The organism is Plantactinospora sp. CNZ321 (assembly GCF_004217235.1).
Genome location: NZ_SHKQ01000001.1, coordinates 347564 through 363008, shown reverse-complemented (window position 1 = coordinate 363008; position 15445 = coordinate 347564). Strand labels below are relative to the sequence as shown.

At 72.4% G+C, this 15445-nt stretch carries 15 protein-coding genes; 8 read left to right on the top strand and 7 right to left on the bottom strand.

All coding sequences use genetic code 11. From position 1 onward, the window contains the following. Window positions 1-68 precede the first annotated feature (68 nt). Complete coding sequence (locus EV371_RS01550; protein WP_130460459.1) at window positions 69-848, top strand: HAD-IIA family hydrolase; 780 nt, start codon at window positions 69-71, stop codon at window positions 846-848. Window positions 849-939: 91 nt separating this feature from the next. Here the strand turns inward: EV371_RS01550 and EV371_RS01545 are convergent, their stop codons facing one another. Next, complete coding sequence (locus EV371_RS01545) at window positions 940-1731, bottom strand: hypothetical protein (protein WP_130460458.1); 792 nt, start codon at window positions 1729-1731, stop codon at window positions 940-942. 99 nt (window positions 1732-1830) lie between these two features. Here EV371_RS01545 and EV371_RS01540 point away from each other — a divergent pair, with 99 nt between their 5' ends. Continuing rightward, a complete protein-coding gene (locus tag EV371_RS01540; RefSeq protein ID WP_130460457.1) occupies window positions 1831-2649 on the top strand; it encodes a DUF3097 domain-containing protein in 819 nt (272 codons plus the stop codon). Between the two features lie 93 nt (window positions 2650-2742). On the opposite strand, the gene EV371_RS01535 is transcribed toward EV371_RS01540, so the two are convergent. Further along, the gene (locus tag EV371_RS01535; RefSeq protein ID WP_130460456.1) at window positions 2743-4116 is read right to left on the bottom strand and encodes a serine hydrolase domain-containing protein; all 1374 of its coding nucleotides are present in this window, start codon (window positions 4114-4116) and stop codon (window positions 2743-2745) included. 240 nt (window positions 4117-4356) lie between these two features. Here EV371_RS01535 and EV371_RS01530 point away from each other — a divergent pair, with 240 nt between their 5' ends. The 3 genes from EV371_RS01530 to EV371_RS01520 all read left to right on the top strand — a co-directional run bounded on the left by EV371_RS01530 (window position 4357) and on the right by EV371_RS01520 (window position 6993). Further along, a complete protein-coding gene (locus tag EV371_RS01530) occupies window positions 4357-4827 on the top strand; it encodes an NfeD family protein (RefSeq protein WP_130460455.1) in 471 nt (156 codons plus the stop codon). Window positions 4828-4834: 7 nt separating this feature from the next. After that, the gene (locus EV371_RS01525) at window positions 4835-5947 is read left to right on the top strand and encodes an SPFH domain-containing protein (RefSeq protein WP_130460454.1); all 1113 of its coding nucleotides are present in this window, start codon (window positions 4835-4837) and stop codon (window positions 5945-5947) included. Between the two features lie 227 nt (window positions 5948-6174). Continuing rightward, complete coding sequence (locus tag EV371_RS01520; protein WP_130460453.1) at window positions 6175-6993, top strand: hypothetical protein; 819 nt, start codon at window positions 6175-6177, stop codon at window positions 6991-6993. Window positions 6994-7044: 51 nt separating this feature from the next. Here EV371_RS01520 and EV371_RS01515 read toward each other — a convergent pair whose 3' ends face one another. The 3 genes from EV371_RS01515 to EV371_RS01505 are packed head-to-tail and all read right to left on the bottom strand — an operon-like array spanning window position 7045 to window position 8301. Further along, window positions 7045-7506 (bottom strand): SRPBCC family protein, encoded by a 462-nt coding sequence (locus tag EV371_RS01515; protein WP_130460452.1) that lies wholly within the window; start codon window positions 7504-7506, stop codon window positions 7045-7047. Continuing rightward, complete coding sequence (locus tag EV371_RS01510) at window positions 7503-7931, bottom strand: metalloregulator ArsR/SmtB family transcription factor (RefSeq protein ID WP_130460451.1); 429 nt, start codon at window positions 7929-7931, stop codon at window positions 7503-7505. Before EV371_RS01510 ends, EV371_RS01515 begins: the two co-directional genes overlap by 4 nt. Beyond that, entirely contained in the window at window positions 7924-8301 is a 378-nt protein-coding gene (locus EV371_RS01505; RefSeq protein WP_130460450.1) for a VOC family protein, read from the bottom strand. The genes EV371_RS01510 and EV371_RS01505 overlap by 8 nt, the downstream gene beginning before the upstream one ends. A 125-nt stretch (window positions 8302-8426) precedes the next feature. Here EV371_RS01505 and EV371_RS01500 point away from each other — a divergent pair, with 125 nt between their 5' ends. The 3 genes from EV371_RS01500 to EV371_RS01490 all read left to right on the top strand — a co-directional run bounded on the left by EV371_RS01500 (window position 8427) and on the right by EV371_RS01490 (window position 12568). Continuing rightward, a complete protein-coding gene (locus EV371_RS01500; protein WP_130465576.1) occupies window positions 8427-9260 on the top strand; it encodes a TrmH family RNA methyltransferase in 834 nt (277 codons plus the stop codon). A 28-nt stretch (window positions 9261-9288) separates the two neighbouring features. After that, window positions 9289-10740, top strand: a complete 1452-nt coding sequence (argG, locus tag EV371_RS01495; RefSeq protein WP_130460449.1) for an argininosuccinate synthase — start codon at window positions 9289-9291, stop codon at window positions 10738-10740. Between the two features lie 154 nt (window positions 10741-10894). Continuing rightward, entirely contained in the window at window positions 10895-12568 is a 1674-nt protein-coding gene (locus EV371_RS01490) for a PucR family transcriptional regulator ligand-binding domain-containing protein (RefSeq protein ID WP_130460448.1), read from the top strand. Between the two features lie 71 nt (window positions 12569-12639). Here EV371_RS01490 and EV371_RS01485 read toward each other — a convergent pair whose 3' ends face one another. Both EV371_RS01485 and EV371_RS01480 read right to left on the bottom strand, forming a co-directional pair. Beyond that, window positions 12640-13989, bottom strand: a complete 1350-nt coding sequence (locus tag EV371_RS01485) for a MurL-like N-terminal domain-containing (RefSeq protein WP_130460447.1) — start codon at window positions 13987-13989, stop codon at window positions 12640-12642. A gap of 22 nt (window positions 13990-14011) precedes the next feature. Continuing rightward, window positions 14012-15364: an acyltransferase family protein gene (locus tag EV371_RS01480; RefSeq protein WP_130460446.1), complete on the bottom strand. Its 1353-nt coding sequence runs from the start codon at window positions 15362-15364 to the stop codon at window positions 14012-14014. Between the last annotated feature and the right edge of the window lie 81 nt (window positions 15365-15445).

The following is a 15445-nucleotide window of genomic DNA, read 5'->3' as shown; positions in this document are numbered from 1 at the left end:
CCAGTCCCTGACGCTAGGAGGGCCATGAACGAGACCAGCCCGTACGCCGCCCGCGGCGGAGGCTCGGCGTGACCGATCGCAAGCCGGTGGAAAGCTGGCTCACCGACATGGACGGGGTACTGGTGCACGAGGGGCAGCCGGTGCCCGGCGCGCCCGAGTTCGTCCGGGCACTGGGTGCCTCGGGCAAGCCGTTCCTGATCCTCACCAACAACTCGATCTACACCGCCCGGGACCTCCAGGCCCGGCTGAACCGGATGGGGTTCGACGTCCCCGAGCGCGCCATCTGGACCGCCGCACTGGCCACCGCGCAGTTCCTGGCCGACCAGCGGCCCGGCGGTACCGCGTACGTGATCGGGGAGGCCGGGCTGACCACCGCGATGCACGCCGTCGGGTACGTGCTGACCGACTTCGCCCCCGACTACGTGGTGTTGGGCGAGACCCGGACGTACAGCTTCGAGGCGATCACCAAGGCGGTCCGGCTGATCGACGGTGGAGCCCGGTTCATCTGCACCAATCCGGACCCGACCGGCCCGTCCGCCGAGGGCGCCCTGCCGGCCGCCGGCTCGGTGGCGGCGATGATCTCGAAGGCGACCGGGGTGGCGCCGTACTTCGTCGGGAAGCCGAATCCGATGATGATGCGGTCGGCGCTGAACACCATCGACGCGCACTCGGAGACGACCGCGATGATCGGTGACCGGATGGACACCGACATCCTCTGCGGGCTGGAGGCGGGGTTGCAGACCGTGCTGGTGCTGACCGGGATCAGCACCCGGGCCGAGGCCGAGCGCTATCCGTACCTGCCGTCCCGGATCGTCGACTCGGTGGCCGACCTGATCGACGAGATCTGAGTCGTCCCGGCCGGAGCTGAGTCGTCCGGGCAGGATTCTGAGTCGTCCGGGCCGGAGCTGAGTCGTCCCGGCCGGGCGGTAGCGACCGGGGTCAGGCCGAGAGCGGGGCGTTGCAGGCGGCCACGACCGCCCGGCGGCAGGCGGCGGTGAGCGGGCGCAGTGCGGCGTCGCGCTGCTGTGCCTCGTGGCCGTTGACCGAACCGCCGGGTGCGGCGTGCTCGGCCAGCGCGAGCACCTGGTCCAGCACGCTGGCCCGGGCGAACAGCCGGCGCGAGCGCGGGTCGAAGCCGGGCGGCAGGTCCATTCCGCTGTCCGGGCGGCGCAGGGCGGCGAGCGCGCCGGCCAGCTCGGGACGCCACTGCGCGACGTCGAGCCGGGTCAGCGCGGCGGTCGCCTCGGCCAGGGTCACCGCCAGCTCGGCCTCGGCCTCGGCGGCACCGGGACTGCCGAGCGAGGCGGCCGGAGCGGTCTCCGGCAGCGGATGGACCCGCCAGAGCACCGTCTCGAACGTCACGCCGGACCCGCTGGTGTGCGTGCGTACCTCGGGGATCACGCCCAGGCCGCGGGCCACCACGGCCTCGCCGGCCAGCAGGGCCGCCGAGGCGAACGGACCGGGGCCGGGCAGGCCGCGCGGATCGCCGGGGGCGGGCAGCACCAGCCGGATCTCGTCGGGCGAGAGTTTGGAGAAGGCGGAGAGCGCGTCGCGCAGCGGTATGTCGGTCCAGGCACCGGGTGCGTCGGCGACGAGGTGCTCCTCGCCGCCGGCGATCTCGTCGGCGATCTCGTCGTACGGCACCAGCCCGGCGCGCCATGCGCGTACCCAGGCCACAAAACGGCTGGACCGGCGCGCCACGAGAGTCGCCGCGCCCGTTGCGGGGGACATGCGGCTAGGGTACGTGCTTCCCGTGTCGGCTGTCTCGGGTGCGGGCAGGGCGGCGCGTCAACTCCGGCCGGTGGCCGACGGCGGTTACCGTCGCCTCCCATGGGGAGGATGTACGGCGACGACGTGCTCGCCGGGGACTGGCGGCGACGCCGGGTGGTGCCCGAGGTGCCGGCCGAGGCCGATCTGGTGGTCGAGGACGCCGATTCGGGGTTTTGCGGCGCGGTGGTGGGTTTCGAGTCCGGTGCGGTGGTGCTGGAGGACCGGCACGGCCGGCGGCGGAACTTTCCGTTGCTGCCGGCGGCGTTCCTGCTCGACGGGAAGCCGGTGACGCTGCGCCGGCCGGCACCGTCGGGGGCACCGGCGCCGCGCCGACGGACCGCCTCCGGATCGGTCGCGGTGGCCGGGGTACCCGCCCGGGTGGCCCAGGCCAGCCGGATCTGGGTGGAGGGTGTGCACGACGCGGCGCTGGTGGAGCGGATCTGGGGCGACGACCTGCGGATCGAGGGCGTGGTGGTGGAGCCGCTGGACGGCATCGACGCGCTCGCGTCCCGGGTCCGGGAGTTCGGCCCGGGTCCGGGGCGGCGGCTCGGGGTCCTCGTCGACCACCTGGTGCCCGGTTCGAAGGAGAGCCGGATCGTCGCGGCGGTCACCTCGCCGGACGTCCTGGTCACCGGCCACCCGTACGTCGACGTGTGGCAGGCGGTGAAGCCGTCGGCGCTCGGCATCCGGGCGTGGCCGGTGGTGCCGCCGGGACGGCCGTGGAAGGAGGGCGTCTGTGCCGCCCTCGGGGTTGCCGAGCCGGCCGAGATGTGGCGGCGGATCCTCGCCCGGGTCGACAGCTTCCACGACGTCGAGACACCGTTGATCAACGCGATGGAACGGCTCATCGACTTCGTCACGGTCCCGTCCGGGCCCTGACCGGCGCGGTTCGGCCTCGACGACCACCACGCGGTCGGCGTCGACCCGGTACGAATGCTCCGGCGACGCCGTTGTCGCGGGCGGGTCGTCGTCTCAGCCGAGCCTTTCGGGGTCGCGGGTGAAGACGAAGGTGGCGATGTCCAGGGCGGTGACCGCACCGGTACGGTCGCGCCGGACGGCGAGGATCTCACCGTTGTTCATGCCGGAGCGGCCCCGCCAGCGGCCGGCGGCGTCCCGGCCGAACCGCCAGGGCGGGACGGTGCCGGCCAGCAGTTGGCGCACGACCAGTTCCTCGGCGGTCGGCTCCCAGGAGACCTCGAACTCCCGGCCCATCCACCACCAGCGGCCGGTCAGCTCGGCGACCTCCGCGTCCGGCGGCGCGGTCGCCGGGCGCCAGGGCTGGACCGGCGTGGGTTCGGCGTCGAGCACCGTGGAGAGCACCTGCCGGCCGAGCGCCGGCAGCGACGCGGCGCGCAGCCCGTATGCGTTGGCGAAGCCGACCACGCCGGTGCCGGAGGGCCGGTGCACCGAGAACGTGGCCACGTAGCCGGGCATCGAACCGCCGTGCCCGACGTACACCCGGTCGCCGACCCGGTGCAGTTCCACGCCGAGTCCGTAGCCGGCGGTCCACACGTCCGGGTCGGCCATCGCCACCGGGACGCACATTTCCGCCGCGCTGTCCGGACCGAGCACCTGCGGATCCGGGGCGGCGAGGAAACCCGCCCAGCGGGCGAGATCGGTCAGGCTGGCCCAGAGCTGCCCGGCCGGCGCCATCGCCCCGGTGTCGGTACGCGGCTCCTCGCGCAGCGTCCCGTGCCAGGGATGTACGACGTAGCCGCGGGCGTACGGTTCGGTGGCCTGGTAGGAGGTGCGGGTCATCCCCAGTGGATCGAGCAGCCGGGACCGGACGAGCTTCCACCAGGACTCCCCGGTGACCCGCTCCAGCACCGTCCCGAGCAGCCCGTACGCCAGGTTGGAGTAGTGGAAGGCGCGGTGCGGCGGAAATGCCAGTTTGTCGCCGGTGAGACCGGCGAGCAGGGTGTCCGGGTCGACACCGGTGGAGCGTTCCCACCACTCGCCGTCCGGTTCGCGTTGCAGCCCGGCGACGTGGCCGAGGAGTTGACGCAGCCGGACGGCGCCGAGCGGGTTGCCGGGCAGGTGCCGGTGCAGCGGATCGTCGAGATCGAGCAGCCCCTCGTCGCGCTGCCGCAGCAGCAGTACCGCGGTCATCGTCTTGGTGATCGAGCCGATCCGGTACTGGAGGTCCGGATCCGGCGGCGGCGTCTCGCCGGCCGTGGCGACGTGCACGAGCCCGCCGTCCTGCCCGGGCGCGGCGGCGGACGGGGTCCGGAGCACCCCGAGGATCAGCGACGGCGCCCGGCCGGATGCCTGGGCCTGGGCGACGAGCGTGTCGATCCGGCTGGTGGTCTGCGGCGATAGGCCGGACTCCGGCGGCTGGGGGACCACGGGCTGCCTCCTCGGGCTCGAGTGCCGGAACCGGACTGGCTTGTCTGAACGGGCTGGATCATCCTAGCCAGGACCGGACACCGGAAAACCGGACCGATCATCCGAACCGGACCGTCCGGGGTGTAAACAGGATCGAATCGGGTGGCCGGACGACGCCCGGCCGGCGGATCTCGACAGGAGATCTTACGTAGGTCGATCGTGAGTTCGCCGGTAGCCGCCCGGACGTGCCAGGATCGATGTGTGGAGTCGCTCCTGTGGATCGTATTGGGCGTCGTGCTGGTCGTTGCGGAGATCTTCACGACGACTCTCTTCCTCGTCATGTTCGGAGTCGGGGCGTTCGCCGCGGCCGGCGCTGCCGCCCTCGGCGCCCCGCTGGAGCTCCAGGCGGTGGTCTTCGCCGGCGTCTCGGCGCTGACCGTGGCCGTCGCCCGACCCGTGATGAGGCGGCATCGCGCGGCCGAACTGTCCGGGGAGGAGCAGCCGTTCGGGGTCCGGGCGATCACCGGGAGCAGCGCGCTGGTGCTGGAGCAGGTGGACGCCGACAGTGGCGTGGTCAAGATCGACGGGGAGATCTGGACCGCCCGCTCGTACGACGCCAGCCAGGTGATCGAGCCCGGCACCCGGGTACGGGTGATCGAGGTCAAGGGCGTGACCGCACTGGTCTGGCGGGATGAGTTCACAATTGATGAGCAACCCGAAATAAAGAGGTGAGCGCGACGTGGATACGGTGATCGGTCTGCTGTTGGCCGCCGTGGCCCTGATCACGGTGGTGACCCTGGTGCGTGCGGTACGGATCGTGCCGCAGCAGCGGGAGGACGTTGTCGAGCGGCTGGGCCGGTACAAGCGCACCCTCAACCCGGGCCTCAACCTGTTGGTGCCGTTCGTCGACGCGGTACGCACCAAGGTCGACATGCGGGAGCAGGTGGTCAGCTTCCCGCCGCAGCCCGTGATCACCTCGGACAACCTGGTCGTCTCGATCGACACGGTGCTCTACTTCAAGGTCGTCGACTCGGTGAAGGCGACCTACGAGATCTCGAACTTCCTCCAGGCCATCGAGCAGTTGACGGTCACCACCCTGCGGAACGTCATCGGCTCGCTCGACCTGGAGCGGGCGCTGACCAGCCGCGAGGAGATCAACCGGCACCTCTCCGGGGTACTCGACGAGACGACCGGACGGTGGGGCATCAAGGTGACCCGGGTGGAGATCAAGGCGATCGAGCCGCCGCCGAGCATCCGGGACTCGATGGAGAAGCAGATGCGCGCCGAGCGGGACCGCCGGGCCGCGATCCTCAACGCCGAGGGACACAAGCAGTCGCAGATCCTCTCCGCCGAGGGTGAGAAGCAGGCCGCGGTGCTCCGCGCCGATGGTGACCGGCAGGCCCGGATCCTCCAGGCGGAGGGGCAGGCCAAGGCGATCCGCACCGTCTTCGACGCGATCCACCAGGCGAACCCGAGCCAGAAGGTGCTGGCGTACCAGTACCTCCAGGCGCTGCCGCAGATCGCCAACGGGACCGCCAACAAGGTCTGGATCGTGCCGGCCGAGTTGAACAAGGCGCTCGAAGGGCTGGGCGGCGCGCTGGGCGGACTCGGCCAGATGGTCGGCGACGAGCCCCGGGCGAGCGTCGACGCGAGCGCCGTCGAGCGCGAGGCGGCGGAGGCGGCTCAGGCCGCGGCCGAGGCGGCCCAGGAGGTCGACGCCGAGGTACGCGCCGCCGAGGCGCAGGTGTCGTCCCGACCGGCCGGTCCGCAGCAGTTGCCCGCGCCGGAGCCGGTCCCGCCGGCCGACCTGCTCGACAACTCCACTGTGGACAAGCAGCCCGAGCGGGGCTGACCGGCCCGCCCGGCCCATTCCGGCAAAGCGTCCGCGCGGCGCCCCGGCACCTGACACGATCGGTCTAGCGACGGGTGGTGTGAAGGAGCGGGGCGTCGAAGCGGATCGCGCCCGCGCCCGCCCGCGCAGTACGTTGAGCGAGGTGACGGCGCGTGATCCACCCCTCGAATCCGGAAAATTACCCCTCGAACCCCCAGCGTGATCCCGCGCGCCCCAGGTCGGTGACGGTGCCGAAGAGGACATCCGGCACCGCACCGGGCAGCGGCGGGGTGGATCCGCTCTCCGGGCGCTGGCCCTACGGGGGCTTCGGATTCCTGCCGTTCGTGGTGGAGCGCGGCGCCAGCGAACCGGCCAGTGACGCGAGCTGGGCCTGGTCGCTACGCCGGCTCGCCCGGCTCGCCGTCTGGTCACTGCCCGGCTATGCCATTGTGTACGGTTCGGTGACCCTGGTCGGCGCCGGGAACGCGCCCTTCCTCACCCAGCAGCGTCCGGCCCACCTGCTCGGCTGGATCGGTGCGCTCTGGCTCGGCCTGCTCGCCCTGATGGCGCTGGCCAGCCTGCTGGTGACAACCCGGACCCGGGGCGTCGGCACCGCCGGTCTGCTGGTCGCGGTCGCCGGGACGATGCTGGTACTCCCGTTCGGCGGACTGCCGGACTCCACGGCGGCGTTCGGCCGGGCTGGCCAGGTCATCGCGGTCAGCGGCGGGGTGCTCTACTCCCTCGGCTGGTGGCTGACGGGTCTGGCGCTGTACCGCTCCGGAGTCTTCAGCCAGTCCGACGGCGTACTGCTGATGATCGCGGCTCCGCTGCTCGGCGTCGGCGGGATGCTGGCCTCGGCCCTGCACGCCCTCGGTGCGATGTTCGTGCTCGCCGCCGGCATCGGGATCGCCTGGCGGGCCCGGCTGCTGGTGCCGCCGGTCGGCCGGGCCGCGCTGACCCGTCCCGGCACGGCCGGGGCGGTGGCGGCGAGCGTCTCCGGCGGTCTCGGCGTCGCTCCGGCAGGTGGTGGGCTGGGCCCCGCCACGACCGGCCCAGCCCCCTCCTGATCGTCCCCGTTCCGTCCGGTCCCGGTCGGACCGTCCGCCCGCCGGAGGGCGCTACCGCCCCGGGTCGCCCTCCGGCTGGCCGTCCTGTTCGACCAGTACCTCCGCGATGCGGCGGAAGACCATGCTTCGCCAACCACCGCTCATGATGGTGAAGGCGCGCTGCTGGACCGGGTCGTCGGGGTCGAAACCGGCGTGTTCGACGAAGAGCCGGGTGCCCCGCCCCTCGGCGGCCAGCGTCCAGGTGACGGTGGTCTCCAGGCGGCCACCGCTCCAGGAGAGCCGCAGCCGGTGCTCCGGCTCGACCTCCAGGACCTCGCAGTGCACCACGCCGTCGAAGTCCTCGTCGGGCCGGGCCGTGGTCTGGAAGGTGAACCGGTGTCCCGGTACCGGCTTGAAGTCGTTCGGCATCAACCACCGGGCCAGCAGCTCGGGCTCGGTGAGGGCCCGCCAGACCCGTTCGGGTGGATGCGCGAGAAACTGGTCGGCCCGGATCACGCCGCGTTCGGTCGTCATCGTTGTCCCTCCTGTCCGCCGGAATCCCGGCGCTGTTCGGCTGTTGCGGCCACGGCGTCCGACCGGCCGGCGCGACCGGCGGCATGGCGTGGGCGGTCGGTGTCCTCGTCGGCGTCGATCGCGTCGAGTAGGTCGCGGAGCCCGGCGAGCTTCTCCCGCCAGAACCGCTCGTACGGGGTGAGCCACTCGGCGACGTCGCGCAGTGGCTCCGGACGCAGCGAGTAGAGCCGCTGCCGGCCGGCCCGGTGCTCGACCACCAGGCCGGCGTCCTTGAGTACCCGCAGGTGTTCGGAGAGGCTCGGCCGGCGCATGTCGAAGTGGTCGGCCAACTCCTGCACCGGCCGCTCGCCCCGGTCCAGCAGCAGGCCGAGCAGTTGCCGCCGGGTCGGGTTGGCGACCGCGGTGAAGACGTCGACGTCAGCCACGGCCGGCCGTCGCCTGGAGCACGATGCCGTTGCCGTCCGGGTCGTCGAAGGTGACGAACCGGCCCCAGGGCGCTTCCTGGACGCCGCCGGACATCGGCACGCCGCGGCGGGTCAGCTCGGCGACGTCGCCGTCGAGGTCGTCGGTCTCCAGCACCAGTCCCTTGACCGAGCCGGGCGGCATGGTGTCGAACCAGGTGACCAGGGTGATCGAGGTCGCGGCACCCTTCGGGCCGACCTGCACCCAGCGCTGGTCCGGCCCCGTCCGGTTGTCGCCGAGCAACTCGAAGCCGAGGGTGTCGACGTAGAAGTCCCGGGCCCGGTCCTGGTCGGTCACCGGCACTGAGAGCAACTGGATCTGCGTGATAGCCATGCGGACGACAATAGGTAGGCAATGTCCTACCAGTCAAGCGTAGGAAATCTCCTACCTGTCGAGCCCGATCGGGTGGCGGAGCGGGGGACCGGGAGAATCGGCACGTGTCCGACGCGCCCACCATCGTGCCTGCCGAAGTGATCACCGACCCGGAAGATCCCCGGATCGCCGACTATCGGGCCCTCACCGACGTCGAGCTGCGTACCCGGTGGGAGCCGCCGAACGGACTCTTCATCGCCGAGGGCGAACTCGTGCTGCGCCGGGCGGTCCGGGCCGGCTACCGGCCGCGCTCCTTCCTGGTCGACGCGAAACGGGTCGACCAGCTCGGTGACCTGGCCACCGGCAACGGTGCCGGCGGGACGCCCGCACCCGTCTACGCCGCCAGCCCGGCCGTGCTGGAGCGGGTCACCGGCTTCCACGTGCACCGGGGCGTACTCGGCTCGTTCCACCGACGCGCGCTGCCGACCGTGCTGGAGGTGCTCCGGGAGGCCCGCCGGGTGGTGGTGTTGGAGGACGTCAACAACCACACCAACCTCGGGGCGATCTTCAGGGGCGCCGCCGCGCTCGGGGTGGACGCCGTCCTGCTCTCGCCCACCTGCGCCGACCCGCTCTACCGGCGCAGCGTCCGGGTCAGTATGGGCGAGGTCTTCGCGGTGCCGTACGCGAGGTTCGACAGCTGGCCCGCAGGTCTGGACCGGGTCCGGAAGGCCGGCTTCGCCGTGCTCGCCATGACGCCGGCGCCGGACGCCGTACCGATCCAGCGGTTGACTCCGGCCCAGCGCGAGCGGGCGGCACTGCTGCTGGGGGCCGAGGGTCCCGGCCTCACCGCTGGAGCCCAGTCGGCCAGCGACGTCCGGGTGGTCGTCCCGATGCGGCGCGGAGTGGACTCGTTGAACGTCGCCGCCGCTGCGGCGGTGGCGTTCTGGGAGCTGGGACGTGACGATCCGCCGTTTGCATGATGATGCGACCTAATGCATAATCTTCCCTGTGTCCAAGGTTCTCACCTCCCTGCCCATCGGCGAACGTGTCGGCATCGCCTTCTCCGGCGGCCTCGACACCTCGGTCGCGGTCGCGTGGATGCGCGACAAGGGCGCCGTCCCCTGCGCCTACACGGCCGACATCGGCCAGTACGACGAGCCCGACATCGCCTCGGTGCCCGGTCGCGCCCTGAGCTACGGCGCCGAGCTCGGTCGCCTGGTCGACTGCCGTGCCGCCCTGGTGGAGGAGGGACTGGCGGCGTTGACCTGCGGCGCCTTCCACATCCGCTCGGGCGGGCGGATGTACTTCAACACCACCCCGCTGGGCCGGGCCGTGACCGGGACCCTGCTGGTGCGGGCGATGATCTCCGACGACGTCCAGATCTGGGGCGACGGCTCGACCTTCAAGGGCAACGACATCGAGCGCTTCTACCGGTACGGGCTGCTGGCCAACCCGCAGCTGCGCATCTACAAGCCCTGGCTCGACACCGACTTCGTCACCGAACTGGGCGGGCGTAGGGAGATGTCGGAGTGGCTTTCCGAGCGCGGCCTGCCGTACCGGGACAGCACCGAGAAGGCGTACTCCACCGACGCCAACATCTGGGGCGCCACGCACGAGGCGAAGACCCTCGAGCACCTCGACAACGGTATCGAGACCGTCAACCCGATCATGGGAGTCCGGTTCTGGGACCTGTCGGTGGAGATCCCGACCGAGGACGTCACGATCGGCTTCGACCAGGGCCGCCCGGTGACGATCAACGGCAAGGAGTTCGGCAGCCCCGTCGAACTGGTGCTGGAGGCGAACGCCATCGGCGGCCGGCACGGCCTGGGCATGTCGGACCAGATCGAGAACCGGATCATCGAGGCCAAGAGCCGGGGCATCTACGAGGCACCCGGGATGGCGCTGCTGCACGCCGCGTACGAACGGCTGGTCAACGCGATCCACAACGAGGACACCCTGGCGAACTACCACAACGAGGGCCGCCGCCTCGGCCGGCTGATGTACGAGGGGCGCTGGCTGGACCCGCAGGCCCTGATGCTGCGCGAGTCGCTGCAGCGCTGGGTCGGCACCGCGATCACCGGCGAGGTGACGTTGCGGCTGCGCCGGGGCGAGGACTACTCCATCCTGGACACCACCGGCCCGGCGTTCAGCTATCACCCGGACAAGCTGTCGATGGAGCGTACCGAGGACTCGGCGTTCGGCCCGGCGGACCGGATCGGCCAACTCACCATGCGCAACCTGGACATCGCCGACTCGCGGGCGAAGCTGGAGCAGTACGCCACTCTCGGCATGGTCGGCGGCGCGACCCCGCAGCGGGTGGTCGGTGCCGCGCAGGCGGCGTCGACCGGGCTGATCGGTGCGATGCCGGCAGGTGGTGCGGAAGCCATCGCCTCGCGGGGGGTCTCCTCCGCCGACGACGAGGCACTCGACCGCGCCGCGATGGAGTTCGGCGTCGACTGATCTCCTGTCGGGGATCAACCGGCACTGATCCTCCAGGGGATCGGCCACGACCTGGCGAACTGCGCCGGAGGGTTCGGCGCAGCCGTGCGGTCGCCGGCCCAGCGGTGCCGGTGGCGGCGCGGGTGGTCGCGGGTCGGGCGGTACCGTCGAGCCCGTGTTTCCCACCGTGCGCGAGGTGCTGGCCCTCAATCCGGTCCGGCACGGCGGCCCCCGGGTGGTCGCCGGCGCGGCCGGGCTGGACCGGCGCGTACGGTGGGTGCACGCCGCCGAGGTGCCGGACATCGCGGCCCTGCTCAGCGGCGGTGAACTGGTGCTCACCACCGGCATCGGCCTGCCCGGCGACGACGCCGGGCTGCGCGCCTTCATCGACGAGCTGGCCGATGTCGGGGTCTCCGGACTCCTGGTCGAACTCGGCCGGCGCTATCCGGCCGCGGTACCCCGGGCGATGGTCACCGCGGCCGAGCGCCGGAACCTGCCGCTGGTCGAACTCTGCCGGGTGACGCCGTTCGTCCCGATCACCGAGGCGGTGCACGGGCTGATTCTCGACGCCCAACTCGCCGAGTTGCGGGCGACCGAGGAGATCCACCAGCGGTTCACCGAACTCTCCGTCGAGGGCGCCGAGCCGGCCGAGGTGGTCCGGCAGGCCGCCGTACTGGCCGGCTGCCCCGTGATCCTGGAGAACCTCTCCCGGCAGGTGCTGGCGTACGACCCGGCGGGGGAGAGCGCCGAGCTGCTGCTCCGCGGCTGGGAGCAGCACTCCCGGCGAATCCGCCCGACCGGCCGGACCGGCTACGACCCGGACGCCGGCTGGCTCTGCACCACGGTCGGCGCCCGGGGGCAGGACTGGGGGCGGCTGCTGCTGCGCTGGCCGAGCGGGGAGCCGCCGGTCGCCACCTCGGCCGGCCCGCCGACCCGGTTGACGATCCTGATCGAGCGGGCCGCCTCCACGCTGGCGCTGGGCCGGCTGATCCGGCGGGACGCCGAGGGGCTGGAGCGGCAGATCCACCGCACCCTGCTGACCGCGCTGCTCGACCACACCCGGCCGGTCGACGAGGTGGCGCTGCGGGCCCGCGCCCTCGGGGTACCCCTGGACCGCCGGCACCTGGTCGGGGTGGTGGTCCGGTACCGCGCCGACGAGGCCGCCGCGGCGCCGGGCGGGCAGGCCCGGCTGCGGGATCTGGCCGAGGCGGTCAGCCAGGCGCTGCGGGAGGTCGAACTGAGCGGACTGGCCAGCACCCTGGACGACCAGGCGGTCGGTGCCGTGCTGGCCCTGCGGGACCCCGGGGACGAGGAGCGCGCGCTTGTCGCGTTCGCGGCGGCCCTGGACCGGGTACGCCTGGACGCCGGCCCGGCCACGGTCCGGCCGTACGGCGTGCCGGGCGCGGTGATCGTGGCGGCCGGCTCCGGCGTGGGCACCGTACGGGAGGTCCGGCGCTCGCTGATCGAGGCCCGCCAGGTCGCCGACGCCGCCCGCCGGGGGCGACGGGACCTGCCGGTGTACCGGTTGCCCCAGGTTGGCCTGGTCGGGCTGCTGCACCTGCTCCGGGACGAGCCGAGGTTGCAGACCTTCGTCGAACGCGAACTCGGGCCGCTGCTGACCCACGACGCCGAGCATCCCCGGGAGCAGTTGCTCGGCACGTTGCGCGGCTACCTGGCCAGCGGCCGGAACAAGTCGGCCGCCGCCTCGGCGGCGCACCTGTCCCGACCGGCCTACTACGAGCGGCTGGCCCGGATCTCCCGGATTCTCCGGGTCGACCTGGACTCGGTGGACGACTGCCTGTCGCTGCACGTCGCCCTGCTCGCCCTGGACGCCGTCCGGGACGGCTGATCCATCCGGTCCGGCGCCCGGTGGCCGGACCGCCGCCCGTCCAGCGCCGTTTCGACAGGACCGGGCCGGGCTCAGGAGATCGCGGTCAGCGCCTTGGCGTACGCCGGGGGGACGAAGTGCGGTCCGGCCGGGGTGAAGACGTCGGTGGCGTTGGCCGCCGTCCAGGCCTGCGCAGGGACGGCGTCGAGCAGCGTGCGGACCACGGCCGCGTCCCGCCAGTCCGGATGCTCGGCGACCAGGCCGAGCGCCACCACCGACTCCTCGACCTCGCCGACGCACTCGAACGGCTTGTGTGCGTCGACGCCGAGCAGTTCCAGGTAGCCGGGGGACTGGGTCGGGTCGGCCAGCAGGTCGGCGCCGAAGATCTGCACCAGCCGGGCCCGGGGCATGAACGGGGCCAGGGCCAGGAAGATGAACCGGCACTTCGGGCAGTCCCCGCACCACCGGTCGCTGGGGTCGCGCAGCTTGAACGCCGCGTTGCAGCTCGTCACCACGTCGTCGTAGCGGTCGAACTGGGCGAAGAGCCGGGCGATGTGCAGCTCCGAGAGCTGCCGCAGCAGCGAGAAGTACGGCTCGGTCAGCCCGGCGTGTCCGGCCAGCGCGGCCCGGAGCAGCCCCTCCGCCTCGACTCCCTTGGACCACTGGTGGTTGACCTGGACACCGTGCCAGACCAGGTTGGGGTCGGATGCGGAGCGCTCGTTCGACATCACCACCGGGCCCAGCCCGTGCAGTACGGCGGTGGCCACCGCGACCAGCGAGTTGATGGCGGTGACCGGGATGTGCCCGTTGCGGGCTCCGGCCGCGTTCAGCTCGATCAGCGCCGGGTCGAGCCGCCGCCGGGCGGCCAGCGGGGTCAGCCCGGAGGCCTCGTCGACGCTGGCGATGATGTGGTTCGGGTTGACCGAGAAGGGCACCGGGTCGAAGCCGGCCCGGCGCAGCGCCTCCAGGGTGACGATGGAGTCCTTGCCGCCACCCACGGTGGAGAGCGGCCGGCGGTCCGAGTTGTCCCAGCCGACCGGTTCGGCGATCCGCCCCGGTGGCAGCTCGGGGGTCAGGTCCAGCACGTGCGGCAGGTCATTGCGGTAGGCGTACTCGGCGAGTCCGGCGGTGTAGACGGCGGTGACCAGCGCGACCGCCTGCTCGCCCAGCGGTGCCGGCAGGACCAGCCTGGGCGGTGCGGCGGCCTTGTAGTAGCTCACCCCGGCGACCAGGTGCAGCAGCTCCAGCACCCTACCGAAGGTGGCCAGGGCCTTCGGTGACGGCGGTGCCTCCGGCCGGGGGAAGCTGATCCGCTCGGTGAACCGCAGCTCGCCGTCCGGGCCGGTCAGCGCGTATTCGAGGGCGGCCTGGCCGGTGGCCGGGTCGAAGGAGTGGGCCGGAAAGGAGAAGGCGGCCATCCGCCGGAGCTGTCCGTTGGGCACAGGCAATAGTATTCCGCCCTGGTCAGTCCGGGGCCGGGGTGGGCACCGAGCGGAGCAGCCGGAGCAGGCCGGCTCCGAGGAGATACGCGACCAGCGCGCCGGTGGGCAGGCCGAGCGGGTACTCGCCGCTCTTCGGCGCGGCGTTGTTGCTGAACAGCCCGACCACGGTCGCGGCGAAGCCGAGCACGACGAGCAGCAGCCGGGGCAGCGGGCGGGCGAGGGTGCGGCACAGTGCCGCCGGCAGCGCCCGGTGCCGGCCGTGCGGGCGGCGGGAGCCGCGCAGCTCGATCCGGCCGAAGATGGCGACCAGCACCGCCAGTACCCCGGTCAGCATGATCAGCCAGGGGATCCGCCAGAGCCACCAGGTGGTGGTGCCGACCGGCGGGGCGGGCAGGGCGCCGAGCGCGTCCAGCCCACCGGCCAGCAGGATCACGGCGGTGAGGTGCCAGAGGAAGATGGTCAGCACCACCGAGTTGACCGCGACGACCAGCATCCAGGGGTGGGTCCGGTGCAACCACCGCTCGGCCGGGGCGCGGAGCAGCATGATCAGCCCGAGCTGCGCGGTGGCCAGGGCGAGCAGGGCCAGGCTCGGCGGGGACATGTTCTGGATCCGCTGGTCCGGTTGGTTGATCATGCTGGTCGGGTACGGGCCGACCAGGGTCAGCAGCAGCAGCGCGGTCAGCCCGACCGCGAGCAGCGGCCCGCCCACCCGGGGACGCATCGGCAGGTGCCCGGTCCGCCAGGCGAACCCGACCTGGTGCATGGCGAGCCAGCCGAACAGGAAGTTCCCGTATCCCAGCCGGCTCTCGCCGAGCAGCCGGGCCAGGTCACCGAGGGCGGTCAGTCCGAGCAGTACCACCGGCACGACCAGGCCGTACCGTCGGTGCAGGGCGTACGTGACCGGGGTAAGCAGCACCACGCAGAGGTATGCGGACAGGAACCAGAGCGGTACGGTGGCGTACCAGACGACCTCGCGGACCTGGGACGGGCCGCCGCCGAGCAGCCGGGCGGCCAGCGCGGCGAGGGCGAGCAGCACCAGCAGCACGGTGGTGGGCCGGAGCAGCCGTCCGCTGCGGTCCCGCAACCAGGCAGCGGCGTCGCCGCCCTGCTGTCGGTGGCTGGCCAGCGAGGCGGCGTTGGCGTAGCCGCCGACCAGGAAGAACAGTGGCATGACCTGGAAAAGCCAGGTGCCCGGATGGGCCCACCCGATGTCCTCAAGGGCGTTGTGGCCGCGCAACTGTCCGTCGTCGCCCTCGATTACGGCGATCAGCCAGTGACCGAGCACCACCAGGGCGATCGCCGTCGCGCGGAGCAGGTCGACGTAGCGCTCCCGCCGGGCTGGCGTGCGGTCGGCGACCTCCCGCAGGCGGCGCATGTGGCCAGGCTATCTATTCTGTCGGCCCCCGGACGCGCTATGCGGGAACCCGGGGTGGATTGCCGCTGCGTAACGGTTCGG

Excerpts from the sequence above, each read along its gene's own strand:
- EV371_RS01545 (WP_130460458.1), bottom strand. The coding sequence starts at position 1,731 with ATGTCCCCCGCAACGGGCGCGGCGACTCTCGTGGCGCGCCGGTCCAGC.
- EV371_RS01540 (WP_130460457.1), top strand. The coding sequence starts at position 1,831 with ATGGGGAGGATGTACGGCGACGACGTGCTCGCCGGGGACTGGCGGCGA.
- EV371_RS01515 (WP_130460452.1), bottom strand. The coding sequence starts at position 7,506 with ATGACGACCGAACGCGGCGTGATCCGGGCCGACCAGTTTCTCGCGCAT.
- EV371_RS01505 (WP_130460450.1), bottom strand. The coding sequence starts at position 8,301 with ATGGCTATCACGCAGATCCAGTTGCTCTCAGTGCCGGTGACCGACCAG.
- EV371_RS01480 (WP_130460446.1), bottom strand. The coding sequence starts at position 15,364 with ATGCGCCGCCTGCGGGAGGTCGCCGACCGCACGCCAGCCCGGCGGGAG.